Below are 18,935 nucleotides of genomic sequence, written 5' to 3' on the forward strand. Positions count from 1 at the left end.
TGGCGGGAAGACGGGATTGGGCCGTCCATTGGCCCGATGTGATGACCCCTCGGACGGCGTGTCGGGCCGACGGGGTGATCAGAGCAGGGTGAGCTGGGTCGGCCCGGCGGCCGCGGGCCGCCCGGGCCGTTCCGGCGCCGCGACCGCGCGCGCCGCCCGCGGCCCCGCGGGGCCGATGCCGAATTCGGCCGCGAGTTCGTGGACTTGGCGGGTGATCCGGCGCTGGTACCAGGTCGGGGCGTACGCGCCGCCCGCGTACATGCGTGCGTAGCGTTCGACCAGGTGAGGGTGATGGCGTTCCAGCCAGGCGGTGAACCACTCCCGCGCCCCGGGCCGCAGATGGAGTACCAGGGGTGTCACGGAGGTGGCCCCGGCGGCGGCGACGGCGCGGACGGTCTCGCGCAGCTGCTCCGGCGCGTCCCCGAGGAACGGGATCACGGGCGCCATCAGCACCCCGCACTCGATGCCCGCGTCGGTCAGCGTCCGGACGGCGGCCAGCCGGGCGGCGGGGGAGGGGGTGCCGGGCTCGACCGTGCGCCACAGGGCGGTGTCGGTGAACCCGGCCGATACGGACACGCCCACGTCGGTGACGGCGGCGGCCCGCCGCAGCAGCGGCAGGTCGCGCAGGATCAGGGTGCCCTTGGTCAGGATCGAGAAGGGGTTGGCGCGCTCGGTCAGCGCCTCGATGATCCCGGGCATCAGCCGGTAGCGGCCCTCGGCGCGCTGGTAGCAGTCGACGTTGGTGCCCATCGCGACGTGGGCCCCGCTCCAGCGGGTCGCGCCCAGCTCGCGGCGCAGCACTTCGGGGGCGTTGACCTTGACCACGATCTGGGAGTCGAAGCCGGTGCCGGTGTCGAGGTCCAGGTAGGAGTGCGTCTTGCGGGCGAAGCAGTAGACGCAGGCGTGGCTGCACCCCCGGTAGGGGTTGACGGTCCATTCGAACGGCATCCGCGAGGCGCCGGGTACCCGGTTGAGGACCGACCGGGCCCGGACCTCGTGGAAGGTGATCCCGCGGAACTCGGGGGTGTCGACGGTGCGGGTGACGACGGAGTCCGCGCCGAAGAGCGCGGCCGGGCCGCCGGGCCGCCCGCCGTCGGCGGCCCGCGGGTCCTCGGTCAGATGGTTCCAGCGCATGGCGCCGCCTTTCGCTAGCCGTCCGCCCGAGAATAGAACAAACGTTCCCATGATCGTGCGGCGTGTTCCCCGGCACCCCGGATTTGGGCGCCCGCCCCGAAGGTGGTTGGCTTGCCGCGACGAGCGAGAACGACTGCTGGAGGAACAGCCATGGCGCAGGTCGAGGCCACCACGGAGCGCATCATCGGGGCCGACGCGGAGACCGTGTTCGACACGCTCGCCGACTACAGCGGAAGCCGGGCCAAGCTGCTCCCCGAGCACTTCAGCGAGTACGAGGTGCGCGAGGGCGGCGACGGCGAGGGCACCCTGGTCCACTGGAAGCTCCAGGCCACCAGCAAGCGCGTCCGCGACTGCCTGCTGGAGGTCACCGAGCCCACGGACGGCCAGCTCGTGGAGAAGGACCGCAACTCCTCCATGGTCACCACATGGACGGTGACCCCCGCGGGCGAGGGCCGCTCCAAGGTCGTGGTCAGCACCGTCTGGAACGGCGCGGGCGGCATCGGCGGCTTCTTCGAGCGCACCTTCGCGCCCAAGGGCCTCGGTCGCATCTACGACACCCTCCTCGCGAACCTGGCGCAGGAAGTCGAGTCCTGAGCAAGGCCGTTGGTCCCGAGCCCGGGCGGCCGGCTCACCGGATCGGGTGGATTTCCCGCTCCCGGTGAGCCGCCCCGCGCACCGCGGCCGGCCCCGGGCGTGGCCCCGGGACCGGAGGCGGCCGGGCGGCTAGGGTGGGGCTCCGCGACCCGACCCACCGGGGGCCCGATGAAGATCCTCGTCTCCGCCGACATGGAAGGCGCCACCGGCGTCACCTGGCCCGCCGACGTGCTGCCCGGCACCGCCGAGTGGGAACGCTGCCGGGCCATGTTCACCTCCGACGTCAACGCCGCCGTCCTCGGCTTCCACGACGGCGGCGCCGACCGGGTCGTCATCAACGAGGCCCACTGGACCATGCGCAACCTGCTGCTGGAGAAGCTCGACGCCCGCGCCGAGATGCTCACCGGCCGGCACAAGACCCTCTCCATGGTCGAGGGCGTCCAGCACGGGGACGTCGACGGGGTCGCCTTCGTCGGCTACCACACCGGCGCCGGCGCCGAGGGCGTCCTCGCCCACACCTACCTCGCCAACTCCATCACCGGGGTCTGGCTCAACGGCCTGCGCGCCAGCGAGGGACTGCTCAACGCGCACGTCGTCGCCGAGTACGGGGTCCCCGTCATCCTCGTCACCGGGGACGACCTGACCTGTGCCGACGCCGCCGCGTACGCCCCCGAAGCGCGCACCGTCGCCGTCAAGGACCACGTCTCGCGCTACGCCGCCGTGTGCCGCACCCCGGCCCGCACCGCCGCCGACATCCGCGCCGCCGCCGCCGAGGCCGTGTCCCTCGCCGTCCGGTACGAGCCGGTACGGGGCGGCCCGTTCGCGGTCGAGGTGGAGTTCGACGCCGAACACCTCTCCATGGCGGCCACCGTGGTGCCCGGCGTCGAACGCTGCGCCGAGCGCCGGATCGCGTACACCAGTGGCACCATGTTCGAGGGGATCCGGACCTTCAAAGCCGTCACGACGGTCGTCTCCGCGGCCGTGGAGGAGCAGTATGGCTGACATGCGATGGACGGACGGCGACGGCGGCGCGGCCGCCGCGGGAGCGGGACCGGCCGGGGCGGACCCCGGGCCCGGCGGGGCGGCCGGGGGATGCCCCGACGCGACCGCCTTCGAGGAGGCCGTCACCTTCACCTCCGAGCTGATCCGCATCGACACCGCCAACCGGGGCGGCGGCGACTGCCGCGAACGGCCCGCCGCCGAGTACGTCGCCGAGCGCCTCGCCGGGGCCGGCCTGGAACCCGTCCTGCTGGAACGCACCCCGGGCCGGACCAACGTGGTGGCCCGCGTCGAGGGCACCGACCGCGACGCCCCCGCCCTGCTCGTCCACGGCCACCTCGACGTGGTCCCCGCCGAGGCCGCCGACTGGAGCGTGCACCCCTTCTCCGGCGAGGTCCGCGACGGCGTCGTCTGGGGCCGCGGCGCCGTCGACATGAAGAACATGGACGCGATGGTGCTGGCCGTCGTACGGGCCTGGGCGCGGCACGGCGTGCGGCCGCGCCGGGACATCGTGCTCGCCTTCACCGCCGACGAGGAGGACAGCGCCGTCGACGGGTCCGGCTTCCTCGCCGACCACCACCCCCACCTCTTCGAGGGCTGTACCGAGGGGCTCAGTGAGTCCGGCGCCTTCACCGTGCACACCGGACCGGGCCGGGCCCTCTACCCGGTCGCCGCGGGCGAACGCGGCACCGCCTGGCTGAAGCTGACCGCACACGGCACCACCGGACACGGCTCCAAGCCCAACAAGGCCAACGCCGTCAGCCGGCTCGCCGGCGCCGTCGCCCGGATCGGCGACCACACCTGGCCGGTCCGGCTCACCGCGACCACCGCCGCCTGCATCACCGAACTCGCCGCACTCCAAGGCCTCTCGGCCGACCCGGCGGACCCGGGCTTCGACCTCGACCGGGTGCTCGCCGCCCTCGGCCCGGCCGCCGCCCTGGTCGACGCCACCGTCCGCAACAGCGCCAACCCCACCATGCTGGAAGCGGGTTACAAGCTGAACGTCATCCCCGGACGCGCCACCGCCCACATCGACGGACGCACCCTGCCCGGCACCGAGGCCGAATTCGCCGCCACCCTCGACGAACTCACCGGCCCCGACGTCCAGTGGGAGTTCCACCACCGCGAAGTGGCCCTCGAAGCACCCGTGGACGGGCGGACGTACGCGGTCCTGCGCGAGGCGGTCGAGCACTTCGACCCCGACGGGCACGTCATCCCCTTCTGCATGGCGGGCGGCACCGACGCCAAGCAGTTCTCCCGCCTCGGCATCACCGGCTACGGCTACTCCCCGCTCAAACTGCCGCCCGGCTTCGACTATTGGGCCCTCTTCCACGGCGTCGACGAACGCGTCCCCGTCGACGCCCTGCACTTCGGGGTCCGCGTCCTCGACCGCGCCCTGCGGGCCCTGTGATGGGCCCGCGTTGACGGCCCCCACCGCCTCCGGCGGCCCCTACGGCAGCTGGCCCTCGCCGATCGACGCCGCGCTCGCCGCCTCCCACGACGGCCGCCCCGAATACGTGGGCACCGTCGGCGCCGAGGTCTGGTGGACCGAGCCGCGCCCCCGCGAGGGCGGCCGCCGCACCCTGGTGCGCCGGGCGGCCGACGGCAGCGTCGCCCGCTCCGTGCTGCCCGCGCCGTGGAACGTCCGCAGCCGCCTCACCGAGTACGGGGGGCTGCCCTGGGCGGGCGCCGAACGCCCGACCGCAGGACCGCTGGTGGTGTTCGTCCACCACGCCGACCAGCGGCTCTACGCCTACGAACCCGACGCCCCCGGCAGCCCGCCGCCGCGCCCCCTCACCCCCCTCTCCGCGACCGGCGGCGGCCTGCGCTGGGCCGATCCGGTGCTGCGCGGGGGCGAGGTCTGGTGCGTACTGGAGGAGTTCACCGGGCCCGCCCCCACCGACGTGCGCCGCGTCGCCGCCGCCGTCCCGCTCGACGGATCGGCCGCCCGGGACCGCTCCGCCGTCCGCGAGCTCACCGACGACCGCCACCGCTTCCGGACCGGCCCCCAGCCCTCCCCCGACGGGCGGCGCGCCGCCTGGCTGGTGTGGGACCACCCCCGGATGCCCTGGGACGGCACCGAGCTCCAGCTCGCCGACATCGCCCCCGACGGCACGCTCGGCGCCCCCCGCACGGTGCTCGGCGGACCCGAGGAGGCCGTCGCCCAGGTGGCGTGGGCGTCCGACGGGGCCCTCCTCGCGGTGAGCGACCGCAGCGGCTGGTGGAACCCGTACCGGGTCGACCCGGACGGCGGCGCGGCCGTCAACCTGTGCCCCCGGGAGGAGGAGTTCGGCGGCCCGCTGTGGAAACCCGGGCTCCGCTGGCTCGCCCCGCTGCCCGACCGGCTGCTCGCCGTCCTGCACGGCCAGGGCGCGAGCGCCCTCGGCGTCCTCGACCCCGACAGCGGGGACCTCGTCGACGCCGCCGGACCGTGGACGGCCTGGCAGCCCGCGCTGGCCGTCAGCGGCACCCGCGTCTACGGGGTCGCCGCCAGTCCCCGCAGCGCGTACGAGGTCGTCGAACTCGACACCGTGACCGGACACACCCGGGTCGTCGGCGCCCCCGCCACCGACCCCGTCGACCCGGCCCACTACCCGGAACCCCAGACCCGGACCTTCCCCGGCCCCGGCGGCCGGGAGGTCCACGCCCACGTCTACCCGCCGCACCACCCCGCCCGGCGGGCCCCCGCCGACGAACTTCCCCCGTACGTGGTGTGGGCGCACGGTGGCCCCACCGATCACGTGCCGCCCGTGCTCGACCTGCACATCGCCTACTTCACCTCGCGCGGCATCGGCGTCGTCGAGGTCAACTACGGCGGCTCCAGCGGCTACGGCCGCGCCTACCGGGAGCGGCTGCGCGAACAGTGGGGCGTCGTCGACGTCGAGGACTGCGCCGCGGTCGCCCGCACCCTGGCCGCCGAGGGCACCGCCGACCCCGCCCGGCTCGCCATCCGGGGCGGCAGCGCCGGCGGCTGGACGGCCGCCGCGTCCCTCGCGGCCACCGACGTGTACGCCTGCGCGGCGGTGATCTACCCCGTTCTGGACCTGTGGGGCTTCGCCGCCGAGACCCACGACCTCGAATCGCGCTACGTGGACGGGCTGGCCGGACCCCCGCAGACGCTGGCCGTGCGCTCCCGCGAACGCTCCCCGGTGGCCCTCGCCGACCGGATCACCGCCCCCTTCGTCCTGCTACAGGGCCTGGAGGACCCGGTCTGCCCGCCCGCCCAGGCCGAACGGCTGCTGGCCGCCCTGCGCGGCCGCGCGGTGCCGCACGCCTACCTCACCTTCGAGGGCGAGGGCCACGGCTTCCGCCGGTCGGAGACGATGGTCCGGGCCCTGGAGGCGGAGCTGTCCCTGTACGCGCAGGTCTTCGGCTTCGAGCGGGACGACGTCCCCCGTCTGGCCCTGCACAGCCGACCGGCGTGACGGTGAGCGGCGAGCATGGGGCCATGACCCGCCACGCACCGAAGGACGGCCGTACGGGCCGCACCGCGCTCACCCCGGGCCGCGTGGGCATCCTCGCCCTCGTGGCCCTCACCCTGGTCTTCATCTTCGAGAACACCCAGTCCACCGAGATCCGGCTGCTGATCCCGAAGGTCACCATGCCGCTCTACCTGGCCCTGCTGGCCGCGGCCCTCCTCGGCGGGGTGTGTGGGGCCTACCTGTCCCGGCGCCGCCGCCCGTAGCCCCCGGGGGCCCCGGGCCGCGGGGTTCAGCCGGTGCGCAGCCACACGCGCAGCGGGCCGATCGGCGCGAACCCGGCGCGGACCGCCGCCTCCAGGTCCTCGCCCCGCTCGTACCCCACCACCGGCCGACCGGGCCAGCGGTCCGCGACCGCGTCCAGGACGGCCGCCCAGACGGCTCCGGCGTCCGCGCCGTCCCCGGCGTCCGCCCCGGCCGCGCCGAAGAGGTTGGACACGCCCACGACGCCGCCCCCGGCGCTCGCCACGGCCCCCGCCACGATCCGCTCCCCGCGGCGCCCGGCCAGGAAGACCAGGTCCCCGCCGAGCAGGCCGGCGTGGAACGGCCCGGGGTCCGCCCCGCCGCTCCAGGCGGCCGCCCAGGCACCCAGCTCCCCGGCGGTGCGGACCGCGGACCACCGCAGGCCCGTGTCCGCCGCCCCGGCGGGCCCCGCCGCCCGGTGGATCCACCGGGCCTCGAAGAGGACCTCGAAACCGGCCGGGGCCAGGTCCAGCGCCGCGAAGCTGTCCTTCACCGCACAGCCGGGGCAGCGGGTGTCGATGCCGCCCACCACCTCCGCCGCCGTCGCCCCGGGGGTCAGGGTGACCGCGTCGGGATGGAGCGGCGGGGTGCGCCGCGCGCTGCTCCACACCGAGGCGGAGAAGGTGCCGCTGCGGCTGACGGCGGCGCACCACTCGGCGTTGTTGCGGGCGGCCATGCGCACGAGGTCTTCGGGAGTCTCCGGAGTGATCATCACGCCGGGATGCTGCCACACCCCCTAACCTGGGGCGATGTCTTTTCCTTCGTACCTCGCCACGGGCCGGCGGGTCGGCCTGTGCCCCGTTACCCCCGCCGACGGTCCCGAGTTCACCGCCCGTGCCCGCGAGAGCCGCGCCCTGCACGCCCCCTGGCTGTTCCCGCCCGCCACGATCGAGGAGTACGAGCCCTACGCCGCCCGGCTGGCCGGCGGCGAGGGACGGGCCGGGTTCCTCGTGCGCGAGCTCGACGGCGGCGCCCTCGCCGGATTCGTCAACGTCAACAACATCGTCCACGGCGCCTTCCGCTGCGGGGCGCTCGGCTACGGGGCCTTCGCGCACGCCGCCGGACGCGGCCTGATGGGCGAGGCCCTCGATCTGGTCCTCGCCCGCGCCTTCGCCCCGCAGGAGCGCGGCGGCCTCGGACTGCACCGGCTGGAGGCCAACATCCAGCCCGGCAACACCGCCTCCCTCGCTCTCGTACGGGGGCGCGGCTTCCGGCTGGAGGGCCTTTCCCCCGACTTCCTCCACGTGGACGGCGCCTGGCGGGACCACGAACGCTGGGCCGTGACGGCGGACATGTGTGCGGACGCCCGGCCCCCGGGCCCCGCCACGGGGGGCTTTGCGTAATCCTGACCGGTGGTGATGCGCGGAACCCCTGTGCACCGGCCGGGACGGAGTGTTCCATTCCCTCATGGCCACCACCGTCCGACGTGCCCTGCTGACCCTCCCGGCCGCCCCGTTGGGTCCCGACAACCCCCTCCCCGCCCTGCGCGCACCCGTCGCGGTCCACGAGCTGGACGAGCGCTCGCGCCACGGGCTGCCGCGCGACATGGCCCGCCAGGTCGGCCACGAGCCGCTGCGCTCGCTGCTGCCGGTGCGCCTGCGCGACGGGTACGGACGCGAGCGCGCGGAGCGGGAGTTCGAGGCGGTCGTCATCGACAACGGCCGGCTGCGCGCCACGGTGCTGCCCGGACTGGGCGGCCGGATCCACTCCCTGGTCCACCTGCCGAGCGGACGCGAACTCCTCTACCGCAACCCGGTGTTCCAGCCCGCGAACTTCGCGCTCAACGGCGCCTGGTTCTCCGGCGGCATCGAATGGAACATCGGTGCCACCGGCCACACCACCCTGTCCTGCGCCCCGCTGCACGCCGCCCTCGTCCCCGCCCCCGACGGCGGGACGATGGTGCGGCTGTGGGAGTGGGAGCGGCTGCGCGACCTGCCCTTCCAGGTCGACCTGTGGCTGCCCGCCGACTCCGACTTCCTCTACGTCGGCGTCCGCGTCCGCAACCCGCACGAGCGGCCCGCCCCCGTCTACTGGTGGTCCAACACCGCCGTCCCCGAGGCCGCGGGGAGCCGGGTCCTGGCCCCCGCCGAAGAGGCCTGGCACTTCGGCTACGAGCGCACCCTGCGCCGCGTGCCCGTACCCCGCTGGGAGGACGCCGACCGCACGTACCCGCTGGACAGCGCCCACCCCGCCGACTTCTTCTACGAGGTCCAGGACGAGGAACGGCCCTGGATCGCCTCTCTCGACGCCGACGGGCAGGGGCTGGTGCAGGCCTCCACCCGCCTGCTGCGCGGGCGCAAGCTCTTCGTGTGGGGCGCGGGCGCGGGCGGCCGCCGCTGGCAGGAATGGCTCACCGAACCGGGCACCGGCGGCTACGCCGAGATCCAGGCCGGGCTGGCCCGGACCCAGCTGGAGCACGTACGGCTGGAGGCCGGGGCGGAGTTCAGCTGGCTGGAGGCGTACGGACCGCTGTCGGCGGATCCCTCGGCGGTGCACGGCGAGGACTGGGCGGCGGCCCGGGGGGCCGCCTCGGCGGCCCTGGACGCCGCACTGCCCGCCGCCGCCCTGGAGGCGGCCCGCACCGCCTGGCGCGCGCACGCCGACACCGAACCGGGGGAGCGGCTGGCCGAGGGCTCGGGCTGGGGCGCGCTGGAAGTGCTGTGCGGGGGCTTCGAGCTGCCCGGCACCCCCTTCCCGGAGTCCGGCCTCGGGGAGGCCCAGGAGCCGTGGGCGCAGCTGTGGCGCACCGGGGTGTTCCCCGCCCCCCGCAAGGTGGTGCCGCCGGGGGAGGCGCTGGTCGCCGCGCACTGGCGGGACATGCTGGAGACGGCCCCGGCCGACCCGCTGACCGAGTACCACCTGGGCGTGGCCCAGTGGCACGCGGGCGACACCGCCCAGGCCGTACGCAGCTGGGAGCGCGGGCTGGCGCTGGCGCCCTCGCGCTGGCCGCTGCTGCGGGCGCTGGCGGTGGCCGACGAGCTCGCCGGAGACAGGGAACGGGCCGCCGACCGCTATGCGGAGGCCTTCGAGGACCTCGTGCAGGAGAGCCGGGGCGGTGACCGGTGGGCGGCGGCCGAGTCCGCGCTGGGGCGGGAGGCGATGACCGCGCTGCTCGGCGCCGGCCGGCCGGCGGCGGCCCGCGCGGTCTGGGACCGGCTCCGGCCCGCCCTGCGCGAGCAGGGCCGCTTCCGGCTGCTGGCCGCCCGGCTGCTGGCGGCGGAGGGCCACGTGGGCGCGGCCCGCCGCCTGTTCGAGGACGGTTTCGAACTGCCCGATCTCAGGGAGGGCGAGGAAACCCTGTCCGAGATCTGGTCCGCCCTCACGGACGCCCCGCTCCCGGCGGCGTACGACTTCCGCATGCGGCCGGCCTAGGGGCTGTCGTCAAAGTCGTGTCGTAGCCCGGAGGGCGGTCCCGCGGCGTCCGGTGCGTGCTCTCGGCGTGCCGGGCGGAAGCCCTCGTACTGGACGTACTCGGGATTTCGCCCGGCACGGCGAGAGTGCGTGCCGGGCGTCGCGGGGCAGACACGACTTTGACGACAGCCCCTAGGGGCCCCGCCGTCAGGCGCGGCAGATCAGCTCGCCGTTCAGCACCGAGAACCACGCGTCGGGGTGGCCGCCCCAGGCGTGCCAGGCCCCGGCGACGGCGGCCAGGCCGTCCGCCGTCGCGTGCCCGCCGCGGACGGCGATGTCCGCGTAGGCGGAGGCGGTCGTCCGGTCCGCCCACAGGGCCGACCACCAGGCCGTCTCCTCGGGGGTGGCGTAGCACCACGCCGTCGCCGAGCAGGTCACGTCCGTGAACCCGGCCTCCCGCGCCCAGGCGTGCAGCCGCCGTCCGGCGTCCGGTTCGCCGCCGTTGGCGCGGGCGACCGTCCGGTACAGGTCCTGCCACTCGTCCAGGGCGGGCGAGGCCGGGTACCAGGTCATCGCCGCGTAGTCGGCGTCCCGTACCGCCACGATCCCGCCGGGCCGGCACACCCGGCGCATCTCGCGCAGCGCCCGTACCGGGTCGCCGACGTGCTGCAGCACCTGGTGGGCGTGGACCACGTCGAAGGAGTCGTCGGGGAAGTCCAGGGCGTGGACGTCCGCCACCGCGAAGTCCACGGACCCGGCGCTCCCGCGCTCGGCGACGTGGGCCGCGGCCTGCTCCAGTACGTCCGCCGCCGCGTCGACCGCCGTCACCCGACCGCCCGGGGCGACCAGCTCGGCCAGGTCCGCCGTGATGGTGCCCGGGCCACAGCCCACGTCCAGCAGCCGCATGCCCGGACGCAGTTCGGGGATCAGGTAGGCCGCCGAGTTCGCGGCCGTGCGCCAGCGGTGCGAGCGCAGGACCGACTCGTGGTGGCCGTGCGTGTAGACGGCGCTCTCGCGTGCCCGGTGCGGGTCGTTCATGGCGGGACTCCTCGTCGTCGAAGCGTGGTGATCACGGTAGCCCCTCTGATTGATATGTGAGATAGGTGTTTCGATATATGGACACAAGGCTGGCGCGCCAAGGTGCATGGCCGACACGGTGGCAGCGTTTGAGGTGGGCGAGGACAGTGGGGCGCAGGGGATGCCAGAGCGTGGAAGACGGTGAGAGCCATGCCGGAAACGCTGCTCGGACAGCACGCCGCGGCGCTGCGGCTGTTCGGTGAGCGGGTGCGGGAGGTCGCGGAGGACCACTGGGGCGCGCCGACCCCCTGCGCCGAGTGGACCGTGCGGGACCTGGTCGGCCACGTGACCGGCGAGCAGCTCTGGATCCCGCCCCTGCTCGCCGAGGGCCGCACGGTGGCGGACGTCGGCGACGCGCTGTCCGGCGACCCGCTCGGCACGGACCCGGTGGCCGCCTGGGACCGGGCCGCGGCCGCCGCGCTGGAGGCCTTCGCCGAGCCGGGTGCGCTGGAGCGGACCGTCGCGCTGTCGTACGGGCCCACGCGCGGCTCGGCGTACTGCTCGGAGCTGACCACCGACTGCGTCGTGCACACCTGGGACCTGGCGCGGGCGATCGGCGCGGACGAGCGGCTGCCCGACGCCCTGGTGGAGTTCGCCCTCAAGGAGGTCATGCCCTACGCCGACACCCTCGCGGACGGCGGCATGTTCGCCCCGCCGCTGGAATTCCCCGCCGGGGCGAACGCGCAGACCCGGTTGCTGGCGCTGGTCGGCAGACGGGGCTGAGGAGCCGCCGCCCGTCCGACGCCGCCCGTCCGGGGCTGACACAAGCGGGCATGGCGGAGTAAATGGTCGTATAAAGGTCACGGCTGGTCGGTCGGTGACGCAGTGGCGGCGGCAACGGGAGGCGGACACGTGTCGGGGATGGCGGAAGGGCGGCTGGCCGGGGTGTCCGGGGCCTCCGGCGCGTCCGGGGCGTGGCGCGCCGCCGCCCAGGGGCGCGGTCCGGTGCGCTACGGACCCCCCGCCCCGCAGCCCGGCCTGCCCGTGCTGCCCGAGCTGACCGCCGTCCTCGCCGAGGCGGCCGGGCGGGCGGCCCCCGAGCCCCCCGGCGGCGGGCCGGCCGTGCACGAGGCCGCCTGCCGGCACTGGGGCCGGCGCGGGCTGGCCACCGCCCCCGACAACGTGGCCGCCGGCCCGGGCGCGCCCGCCCTGCTGCTGGCCCTGCTGGGGGCCTACGGCGGGGACGTCATGCTGCCCCGGCCCTGTCCCGCCTGGTGGACCCCGCAGGTCCGGCTGCTGGGACGGCGGGCCTACCACGTCCCCACCCCGGCGGAGTGCGGCGGCATCCCGGACCCGTACGCCCTGCTGGAGACCGTCCGGCGGGTGCGGGCCGAGGGCGGCGACCCGCGGGTCCTGCTGCTGTCCGTCGCCGACGACCCCACCGCGACCGTGCCGCCGCCGGAGATGCTGCGCGAGGCCTGCGAGGCGGCGGAGTCCGCCGGGCTGTTCGTGGTCAGCGACGAGAGCTGGCGCGACACCGTGCACCGGCCCCACGACACCCTGGTGCTGAGCCCCGCCGAGATGCTCCCCGAGCAGGCCGCCGTCCTGATCGACCTGTCCGGCGCGCTGCTGCCGGCCGGCTGGCCCGCCGCCGTGGTCCGCTTTCCCGGCACCCCGCGCGGCACCTGGCTGCGGGCCCGTACCCTCGACGTCCTCACCGCCACCGGGGCCCTGGTCGCCGGGCCCGTCGCGGGAGCCGCCGCGCACGCCCTCGACGAGTCCGACGCCGTCGCGGGCCGCGCCTACGCGGCCGCCGCCCTGCACGGCACCGTCGCCGCGGCCGCGCACCGCGAACTCCTGGCCGTCGGGGCGCTCGCCCGGCCCCCGCAGGCCGGCCGCCACCTGTACGCGGACCTGACCCCGCTGCGGGGCGCGCTGGCCCGGCACGGCGTCGGCGACGCGATGGAGCTGGAGGACTGGCTCGGCGCCCGGCTGGGCGCGCCCACGCCGGGCGGGCAGCGGTTCGCGGATGAACTGGGCGCGCTGCGCGTGCGGCTGTCGACCGGCCCGCTGCTGGGGGCCACCCCCGCCGAACGCCTCGCCGCGCTCGGCTCCGGCGATCCGCTGGCGCTGCCGCACGTCCGGGACGCGCTGGAGCGGCTCCGCTCGGTGCTCGCCGGCCTGGCCGGCTGACCCGCCCCGGCCGGTCGTCATCCGCCGCCGCGCCGGGGCCCGGTGTCGCTAATCTGTGCGACACACACCCCGCAGCGGAAGGCGCGTACGTGGACGACAGTGAGCTGCTGTTCCTGGGAGCCGCCCGGCAGGCCGCCCTGGTGCGCGCGGGGAAGGTGTCCGCGCGGGCCCTGACCGAGGCCTCGCTGCGCCGGATCGAGCGGCTCGACCGGGACCTGGGCGCCTTCCGGGTGGTCCTCGGCGCCCGGGCGCTGGCGGAGGCCGACGCCCGTGACGCGGCCCGCGCGGCCGGGGCCGACCTCCCGCTCCTCGGGGTCCCCGTGGCGGTCAAGGACGAGCTGGACGTGGCCGGAGAGGTCACCACCTTCGGCGGCGCCGCCAACCGCACCCCGGCCGCCCGCGACTGCGAGGCGGTGCGCCGGCTGCGGGCGGCCGGCGCGGTGATCGTCGGCAAGACCACGATGCCGGAGTTCGGGCAGTGGCCGTTCACGGAATCCGCCGCACACGGCTACGCCCGCAATCCCTGGGACACCTCCCGCACCACCGGCGGCTCCAGCGGCGGGAGCGCCGCGGCGGTCGCGGCCGGACTCGTCGGCGCCGCGCTCGGCGGCGACGGCGGCGGTTCGATCCGCATCCCCGCCGCCTGCTGCGGCCTGTTCGGGCTCAAACCGCAGCGCGGCCGGGTCTCCACCGCCCCGCACCCCCACCTCTGGTACGCCCTCGGCACCGTCGGGCCGCTCACCCGCGGCGTGCTGGACAGCGCCCTGCTCTACGACGTGCTGAGCGGCCCGGCCCCCGGCGACCGCTGGGCGGCCCGGCCCGCCGCGACGAGCTTCGTCCGGGCGGCGTCCACACCGCCCGGCAGGCTGCGGATCGGCTGGTCGGCCAAGCCCGCGGTGCCCGGCGTACGCCCCCACCCCGACCACCTGGCGGCCCTGCGCGAGACCGTCCGGGCCCTCGGCGAACTGGGCCACGACGTACGGGAGACCGACCCCCGCCACCCCGACACCACCGCCGCGTTCCTCCCGCAGTTCTACGGGGGCGTGCGCTACGAGGCGCTGGCCGTCGAGCACCCGGAACTGCTGGAGCGCCGGACCCGGCAGACCGTGCGCGCCGCCCGGCTGGCGCCCGGGGCGGCCGTGGAATGGGCCGTCCGGGCGGGGGAGCGGATGGCCGTGCGCGCCAACCGGGTCTTCGACCGCGTCGACCTGCTGCTCACCCCGACGCTCGCCGACCGGCCCCGGCGGGTGGGCGTCCTCGACGGCCGGGGCATGGCCGGGGCGATGCTCCGTTCGCGCCCGATGATCGCCTACACCGCCCTGTGGAACGTCACCGGCAATCCGGCGGCCGCCGTCCCGGCCGGATTCGCCAAGGACGGACTGCCGCTCTCCGTCCAGCTGGTGGGCCGGGAGCACGACGAGGCCACCCTGCTCGGGGTGGCCGCCCAGCTGGAAGCCGCCCGTCCCTGGACCGCCCGCCGACCGGGCGCGGCCGCCTGACACCCCGGCCCGGCGCCCCGGCGCCGGGCCGGCTCACGCGGCCGGGGGCGCGGGCGGGGGCGCGGGCGGCGCCGGGCGCAGGCGCCGCCACACGGCCGGGGCCGCGCTGATCAGCAGGGTCAGGCCCACCGCCAGGGCCACGCCCTTCCAGGGCTCCGAGAAGAGCGAGCCGCCCAGGATCCCGATCAGCCCGTACGTCACCGCCCAGGCCAGGCACGCCGGCGCGTCCCCGCGCGCGAACCGCCGCAGCGGCATCCCGCCCAGCAGGCAGGCCAGCATCACCGGGATCCGCCCCGCCGGGACCAGCCGCGACAGCACCAGCACCAGCACTCCGTGCTCGTCCAGCTTCGTCTGCGCCCGCTCCAGCCGCTCCGGCGTCGCCCGCCCGCGCAGGGACTCCAGCCAGCGGGAGCCGTTCTTCGAGTGCACCCCCCGTCGCCCGAGCCAGTACAGGGCCACGTCCCCGCAGAAGGCCGCCAGGGCCGCCACCGCGCACACCAGCAGCACGCCGAACGGCAGCGACCGCTGATGGAACGCCACCACCGCCGCCGAACTCACCAGCGCCCCCGTCGGGATCACCGGTATCAGGGCCCCCAGCGCCACCAGCACGAACAGCGCCGGGTACCCCACCGCCTGCCGGGTGCCCTCCGGGGTCACCCGGCCCACGGTCTGGGCCGCCTCCCACCACGCCGTCACGGCAGCAGCACCCGCTCCCCGTGCGCGGGGACCCGTACGGCCACCTCCGGCGCGAGCCGGCGCGCCCACCGGGCGAACTCCTCGCCCGGCGCGTGGAACTCGTGCGGCCGGACCGCGTCCATGCCCACCGGCCAGTACGTCCCGTAGTGCACCGGCACCGCCGCCGCGGGCCGCAGCAGCGCCGCGGCCCGCGCCGCCCGCTCCGGGTCCAGGTGCCCCGCCCCCAGGTAGGGGCCCCAGCCGCCGACCGGCAGCAGCGCCACGTCCACCGGACCGACCTCCTCGGCCATGGTGTCGAACAGGCCGGTGTCCCCGGCGAAGTACGTCCGCTCCGAGCCCCGCACCACGTACCCCAGCGCGGGCGCCCGCTCGGGCCCGAACGGCATCCGCCGCCCGTCGTGCCGGGCCGCGACCGCCCGGACCCGTACGCCCTCCCGCACGTCCGCCTCCTCGCCCGCGGCCAGCTCCGTCACCGCCAGCCCCCGCACCCGCGCGAGCCGGGCCAGGCCCGGCACCGCCCGGCGCGCCCCCCTGGGCACCACGAGCCGGGTGCCGGGAGCGAGCCGGGCCAGCGACGGCAGGTGCAGGTGGTCGGCGTGCAGGTGCGACACCAGCACCAGGTCCGCCTCCGCCGCCTCGGGCGGGGGCAGCGCCCCGCGCCGCCGCCGCAGGTGCGCGAACCGCCGGGCGAACAGCGGGTCCGTCAGCACCCGCACCCCGGAATCGCGCACCGTGCACGTCGCGTGCCCCCACCAGGTGATCTCCACCGGCACCCCGGACTCCTTCCCTCGCCCTGCGCCCCGCGGTCCGTCGAGCCTAGGGCCTGTCGTCACCCTCCCGTCTGCCCCGCGACGCGCGGGTGACCACGGATCCGGGGCCCCGGCCGCGCCCGCCCGCCCGCGCGGCCCGCTTCCGGCAACCGGTCCCGGCCGCCCCCTCCTCCCGGAGCCCGGATCGGAGTAGGGTCGGGCGCCATGGAAGCGCTGCGCGTGGCCGCGATCGCCAGCCTGGCCCCGCTCGAGGAACTCGACACCGACCCCTTCGCCGTGGACACCCGCGGCCAGCACGCCATGTGCGGGCGCTGGGCCGACGCCCGGGGCTACGTGGTCACCCGCCACCTGCTCTTCTACGGGCTGCGGGCCGACCACTGCGGACTCTGGTGCGACGTGGACGCCGGACAGGTCGATCTGTTCGTCGCCCCCAACAGGCGGGTCCTGGCCCGCGCCCTGTGCTCGGTGGAGGAGTTCACCGCCGAGTGCGCGCGGCGCGGCGTCCGCCTGGAGACCGCCGGACTGGAAGAACCCGCCTACACCTCCGCCATGAAGGCCGAGGTGCACCGGCGCCTGTCCATGCCCACCGCCGGCTACGACGGCACGTAGACCCCTCCGGACGGGGCGGTCCGCCCCGTCCCCGCATCGCGAACGCGCGTGCGAGTGACCCGCCGACCAGCCGGAACGCGCGCGTTGTGCGACGCTGGCCGGGGATCCGCGGGCGGGGCGCGGACCGTGGAGCGAGGCGGTACGGCGTGTGGCGAGGGCGGTTGCGGTGGCGGGCCGCGGGCCGGGCACTGATACGGGTGGTCCTCGTCTGGGCCGCGTCCACCCTCACGATGCTCGCGCTCGCCGCGGTCCTGCCCGACTTCCGCCTCCAGTCCGCCGACGGCGCCAGCGTCTCGCGGGTCGCCCTGACCGCCGCCTGGGCGGCCGGAGCCTTCGGCCTGCTCAGCGCGCTGGTCTGGCCGGTCCTGGTACGGGCCCTGCTGCTCGTGCCCGCCCTGGTGCTCGGGCTCCTCGTGTTCTTCCTCAACGGCTCGCTGCTGCTGATGGCGCTCGACCTGATCCCCGACGGGCGGGGGGCGAGGGTCGCCCCGGAGACCGCGGTGGTCGTCGCCGCCGTCATGTCCGCCGTGGCGTCGGCCACCTCCACCGCCCTCGCGGTGCGCGACGACGAGGCGTACCGCCGCCGCCTGCACCGGCTGGCCGACCGGCGCCGGCGACGCCACGGGGCGCCGGCGGGCGGGGCCGGCCCCGGGCTGGTCTTCCTCCAGCTCGACGGCGTCGGGTACGAGGCGCTGCGGCGGGCGGCGGCCGACGGCCTGATGCCGGCCGTGGCCGACCGGCTGGAGCGCACCCACCGGCTGACCCCCTGGCGCACGGACTGGTCCAGCCAGACCGGCGCCAGCCAGCTCGGCATCCTGCACGGCTCCAACTTCGACGTCCCGGCCTTCCGCTGGTACGAGAAGGACACGGGCGAGGTGATGGTCTGCAACCGGCCCACCAGTGCCGCCGAACTCCAGCGCCGGGCGATCGAGCGGACCGCGGACGGCGGGCTGCTCACCCTCGACGGCGCCAGCCGGGGCAACCTCTTCAGCGGCGGCGCCGACCAGCTCGCCCTGGTGCTCTCGGTCGCCGCCCGCCGGGGCCGCGCCAACCGCTCCCGCGCGGGCTACTTCGCGTACTTCTGCGATCCGGCGAACGCGGTGCGCACCGCCCTGTCCCTGGTCGCGGAGGTGGCCCGGGAGATCGGCCAGTCGCTGCGGGCGCGGGCGCGCAAGGTGAGGCCCCGGGTCTCGCGGGGCGGCCTGTACCCGGTGATCAGGGCCTTCGCGACGGTCATCGAACGGGACGTGGTCGTCTCGGCGGTGATCGGGGACATGCTGGCGGGCCGGGCGGCGGTGTACGCGGACCTGGTGGCCTACGACGAGGTCGCGCACCACTCGGGGCCGCACGGCCGCGACACCGACCAGGTGCTGGCCCGGCTGGACCGGAGCCTGGCACTGATCGCCCGGGTCGCCGAGCACGCGCCGCGGGAGTACCGCCTGGTGCTGCTGTCGGACCACGGCCAGAGCCCGGGGGAGACCTTCCTCGCCCGGTACGGGCTGACCCTGAAGGACCTGGTCCGGGCCGGCTGCGGGCTGCCCGTCCCGCGCCGGGCGGGCCGCACCCGCAGCGGCGCCGAGGCCCGGGCGGCCGTCCTGGCGGCCCTGCACCGGCCGGTGGAGGAGGCGGGCGAGGAGGCCCGCCCGGCGCCCGGCTCCGATCCGGTGGTGCTGGCGTCGGGCAACCTCGGGCTGGTCTCCTTCCCCGAGGTGCCGGGCCGGGCCACCCGTGAGTGGATCGAGCGCGCGCACCCGGCCCTGCTGCCCACCCTGGCCCACCACCCGGGGGTGGGCTTCCTGCTGGTGGACGGGGAGGTGCTGGTTCCGGGCGGGGCGAGCGCCCGGCTGGACGTGCCGGGGGCGGCGGAGGAACTGCTGGCGGCCTTCGGTCCGGGCGCGGCCGACGCGGTCCGCCGGACGGACTCCTTCCCGCACGTGGCCGACATCATGGTCAACTCCGCGTACGACCCGCGGACCGGGTCCGTGCACGCCTTCGAAGAGCAGATCGGCTCGCACGGGGGCCTCGGCGGGGAGCAGGGGCACCCGTTCCTGATGTGGCCGACGGAGCTGTCTGAGCCCGGGCCGGACCTGGTGGGCGCTGAGTCCGTGCACCGGGTGCTGCGGCGCTGGCTGCGGGAGGCCGACGGCCCGCAGGTCCCGCTGACCGGCGGGGAGCCGGTACGGGAGCCGGTGCGCGGAGCGGGGGCGGAGCCCCGGCGGGAGGATCACCGGCTGGTGCCGGAATCGGGTGGAACCTTTCCTTCCGCAGAGCTCCCCGCACCGGACGAAATCCGGTGATTTGGTGCCGACTCCGGCGTGGTCAACCATGTGGTGACCTGCCCACCATGTGAG

General features: G+C 76.3%; 17 protein-coding genes. 12 read left to right on the forward strand and 5 right to left on the reverse strand.

Annotated features, from left to right (window positions below; translation table 11 throughout):
* Positions 1-78 precede the first annotated feature (78 nt).
* Positions 79-1,134, reverse strand: a complete 1,056-nt coding sequence (locus ACGFXC_RS00715) for an Rv2578c family radical SAM protein (protein WP_393708148.1) — start codon at positions 1,132-1,134, stop codon at positions 79-81.
* A 150-nt stretch (positions 1,135-1,284) separates the two neighbouring features.
* Here ACGFXC_RS00715 and ACGFXC_RS00720 point away from each other — a divergent pair, with 150 nt between their 5' ends.
* The 5 genes from ACGFXC_RS00720 to ACGFXC_RS00740 all read left to right on the forward strand — a co-directional run bounded on the left by ACGFXC_RS00720 (position 1,285) and on the right by ACGFXC_RS00740 (position 6,412).
* Positions 1,285-1,728, forward strand: coding sequence for an SRPBCC family protein (locus tag ACGFXC_RS00720; RefSeq protein WP_393708150.1), 444 nt, complete (start codon positions 1,285-1,287; stop codon positions 1,726-1,728).
* Positions 1,729-1,896: 168 nt separating this feature from the next.
* Positions 1,897-2,730, forward strand: a complete 834-nt coding sequence (locus ACGFXC_RS00725) for a M55 family metallopeptidase (RefSeq protein WP_393708152.1) — start codon at positions 1,897-1,899, stop codon at positions 2,728-2,730.
* Positions 2,723-4,138 (forward strand): M20/M25/M40 family metallo-hydrolase, encoded by a 1,416-nt coding sequence (locus ACGFXC_RS00730; RefSeq protein ID WP_393708154.1) that lies wholly within the window; start codon positions 2,723-2,725, stop codon positions 4,136-4,138. Before ACGFXC_RS00725 ends, ACGFXC_RS00730 begins: the two co-directional genes overlap by 8 nt.
* A gap of 10 nt (positions 4,139-4,148) precedes the next feature.
* A complete protein-coding gene (locus ACGFXC_RS00735) occupies positions 4,149-6,152 on the forward strand; it encodes a prolyl oligopeptidase family serine peptidase (RefSeq protein WP_393708155.1) in 2,004 nt (667 codons plus the stop codon).
* A gap of 23 nt (positions 6,153-6,175) precedes the next feature.
* Entirely contained in the window at positions 6,176-6,412 is a 237-nt protein-coding gene (locus ACGFXC_RS00740) for a DUF1049 domain-containing protein (protein ID WP_393708157.1), read from the forward strand.
* Positions 6,413-6,438: 26 nt separating this feature from the next.
* Here the strand turns inward: ACGFXC_RS00740 and ACGFXC_RS00745 are convergent, their stop codons facing one another.
* On the reverse strand, positions 6,439-7,161 hold the full coding sequence (locus ACGFXC_RS00745) for a hypothetical protein (protein WP_393709557.1): 723 nt from the start codon (positions 7,159-7,161) through the stop codon (positions 6,439-6,441).
* A 37-nt stretch (positions 7,162-7,198) separates the two neighbouring features.
* Here ACGFXC_RS00745 and ACGFXC_RS00750 point away from each other — a divergent pair, with 37 nt between their 5' ends.
* Positions 7,199-7,792: a GNAT family N-acetyltransferase gene (locus ACGFXC_RS00750; protein WP_393708159.1), complete on the forward strand. Its 594-nt coding sequence runs from the start codon at positions 7,199-7,201 to the stop codon at positions 7,790-7,792.
* A gap of 64 nt (positions 7,793-7,856) precedes the next feature.
* Positions 7,857-9,821 carry a DUF5107 domain-containing protein gene (locus ACGFXC_RS00755; protein ID WP_393708161.1) on the forward strand — a complete coding sequence of 655 codons (1,965 nt, stop codon included), beginning with the start codon at positions 7,857-7,859 and terminating at the stop codon, positions 9,819-9,821.
* A 186-nt stretch (positions 9,822-10,007) separates the two neighbouring features.
* On the opposite strand, the gene ACGFXC_RS00760 is transcribed toward ACGFXC_RS00755, so the two are convergent.
* Entirely contained in the window at positions 10,008-10,838 is an 831-nt protein-coding gene (locus tag ACGFXC_RS00760; RefSeq protein ID WP_393708163.1) for a methyltransferase domain-containing protein, read from the reverse strand.
* 189 nt (positions 10,839-11,027) lie between these two features.
* Between ACGFXC_RS00760 and ACGFXC_RS00765 the strand changes: the two genes are divergently transcribed.
* The 3 genes from ACGFXC_RS00765 to ACGFXC_RS00775 all read left to right on the forward strand — a co-directional run bounded on the left by ACGFXC_RS00765 (position 11,028) and on the right by ACGFXC_RS00775 (position 14,509).
* Complete coding sequence (locus ACGFXC_RS00765) at positions 11,028-11,600, forward strand: TIGR03086 family metal-binding protein (RefSeq protein ID WP_393708164.1); 573 nt, start codon at positions 11,028-11,030, stop codon at positions 11,598-11,600.
* A gap of 138 nt (positions 11,601-11,738) precedes the next feature.
* Positions 11,739-13,010 carry an aminotransferase class I/II-fold pyridoxal phosphate-dependent enzyme gene (locus ACGFXC_RS00770; RefSeq protein WP_393709559.1) on the forward strand — a complete coding sequence of 424 codons (1,272 nt, stop codon included), beginning with the start codon at positions 11,739-11,741 and terminating at the stop codon, positions 13,008-13,010.
* A gap of 89 nt (positions 13,011-13,099) precedes the next feature.
* Positions 13,100-14,509 carry an amidase gene (locus ACGFXC_RS00775; RefSeq protein WP_393708166.1) on the forward strand — a complete coding sequence of 470 codons (1,410 nt, stop codon included), beginning with the start codon at positions 13,100-13,102 and terminating at the stop codon, positions 14,507-14,509.
* A gap of 33 nt (positions 14,510-14,542) precedes the next feature.
* On the opposite strand, the gene ACGFXC_RS00780 is transcribed toward ACGFXC_RS00775, so the two are convergent.
* Both ACGFXC_RS00780 and ACGFXC_RS00785 read right to left on the reverse strand, forming a co-directional pair.
* Positions 14,543-15,205 (reverse strand): DedA family protein, encoded by a 663-nt coding sequence (locus ACGFXC_RS00780; RefSeq protein ID WP_393708167.1) that lies wholly within the window; start codon positions 15,203-15,205, stop codon positions 14,543-14,545.
* Positions 15,202-15,978 (reverse strand): MBL fold metallo-hydrolase, encoded by a 777-nt coding sequence (locus ACGFXC_RS00785; RefSeq protein ID WP_393708168.1) that lies wholly within the window; start codon positions 15,976-15,978, stop codon positions 15,202-15,204. The genes ACGFXC_RS00780 and ACGFXC_RS00785 overlap by 4 nt, the downstream gene beginning before the upstream one ends.
* Before the next feature lie 201 nt (positions 15,979-16,179).
* On the opposite strand from ACGFXC_RS00785, the gene ACGFXC_RS00790 reads away from it, so the two are divergent.
* Both ACGFXC_RS00790 and ACGFXC_RS00795 read left to right on the forward strand, forming a co-directional pair.
* Positions 16,180-16,584: a hypothetical protein gene (locus tag ACGFXC_RS00790; RefSeq protein ID WP_393708170.1), complete on the forward strand. Its 405-nt coding sequence runs from the start codon at positions 16,180-16,182 to the stop codon at positions 16,582-16,584.
* A 191-nt stretch (positions 16,585-16,775) separates the two neighbouring features.
* On the forward strand, positions 16,776-18,881 hold the full coding sequence (locus ACGFXC_RS00795; protein ID WP_393709560.1) for a phage holin family protein: 2,106 nt from the start codon (positions 16,776-16,778) through the stop codon (positions 18,879-18,881).
* The last annotated feature ends 54 nt before the right edge of the window (positions 18,882-18,935 follow it).

The organism is Streptomyces sp. NPDC048507, from assembly GCF_043199995.1.
In the GTDB taxonomy this organism is placed as follows: Bacteria; Actinomycetota; Actinomycetes; order Streptomycetales; family Streptomycetaceae; genus Streptomyces.

What these genes read in the sequence shown, in the direction of transcription:
- ACGFXC_RS00715 (WP_393708148.1), bottom strand. Translation starts at nt 1,134, where the DNA reads ATGCGCTGGAACCATCTGACCGAGGACCCGCGGGCCGCCGACGGCGGG.
- ACGFXC_RS00720 (WP_393708150.1), top strand. Translation starts at nt 1,285, where the DNA reads ATGGCGCAGGTCGAGGCCACCACGGAGCGCATCATCGGGGCCGACGCG.
- ACGFXC_RS00725 (WP_393708152.1), top strand. Translation starts at nt 1,897, where the DNA reads ATGAAGATCCTCGTCTCCGCCGACATGGAAGGCGCCACCGGCGTCACC.
- ACGFXC_RS00730 (WP_393708154.1), top strand. Translation starts at nt 2,723, where the DNA reads ATGGCTGACATGCGATGGACGGACGGCGACGGCGGCGCGGCCGCCGCG.
- ACGFXC_RS00740 (WP_393708157.1), top strand. Translation starts at nt 6,176, where the DNA reads ATGACCCGCCACGCACCGAAGGACGGCCGTACGGGCCGCACCGCGCTC.
- ACGFXC_RS00745 (WP_393709557.1), bottom strand. Translation starts at nt 7,161, where the DNA reads ATGATCACTCCGGAGACTCCCGAAGACCTCGTGCGCATGGCCGCCCGC.
- ACGFXC_RS00750 (WP_393708159.1), top strand. Translation starts at nt 7,199, where the DNA reads ATGTCTTTTCCTTCGTACCTCGCCACGGGCCGGCGGGTCGGCCTGTGC.
- ACGFXC_RS00755 (WP_393708161.1), top strand. Translation starts at nt 7,857, where the DNA reads ATGGCCACCACCGTCCGACGTGCCCTGCTGACCCTCCCGGCCGCCCCG.
- ACGFXC_RS00760 (WP_393708163.1), bottom strand. Translation starts at nt 10,838, where the DNA reads ATGAACGACCCGCACCGGGCACGCGAGAGCGCCGTCTACACGCACGGC.
- ACGFXC_RS00765 (WP_393708164.1), top strand. Translation starts at nt 11,028, where the DNA reads ATGCCGGAAACGCTGCTCGGACAGCACGCCGCGGCGCTGCGGCTGTTC.
- ACGFXC_RS00770 (WP_393709559.1), top strand. Translation starts at nt 11,739, where the DNA reads ATGGCGGAAGGGCGGCTGGCCGGGGTGTCCGGGGCCTCCGGCGCGTCC.
- ACGFXC_RS00790 (WP_393708170.1), top strand. Translation starts at nt 16,180, where the DNA reads ATGGAAGCGCTGCGCGTGGCCGCGATCGCCAGCCTGGCCCCGCTCGAG.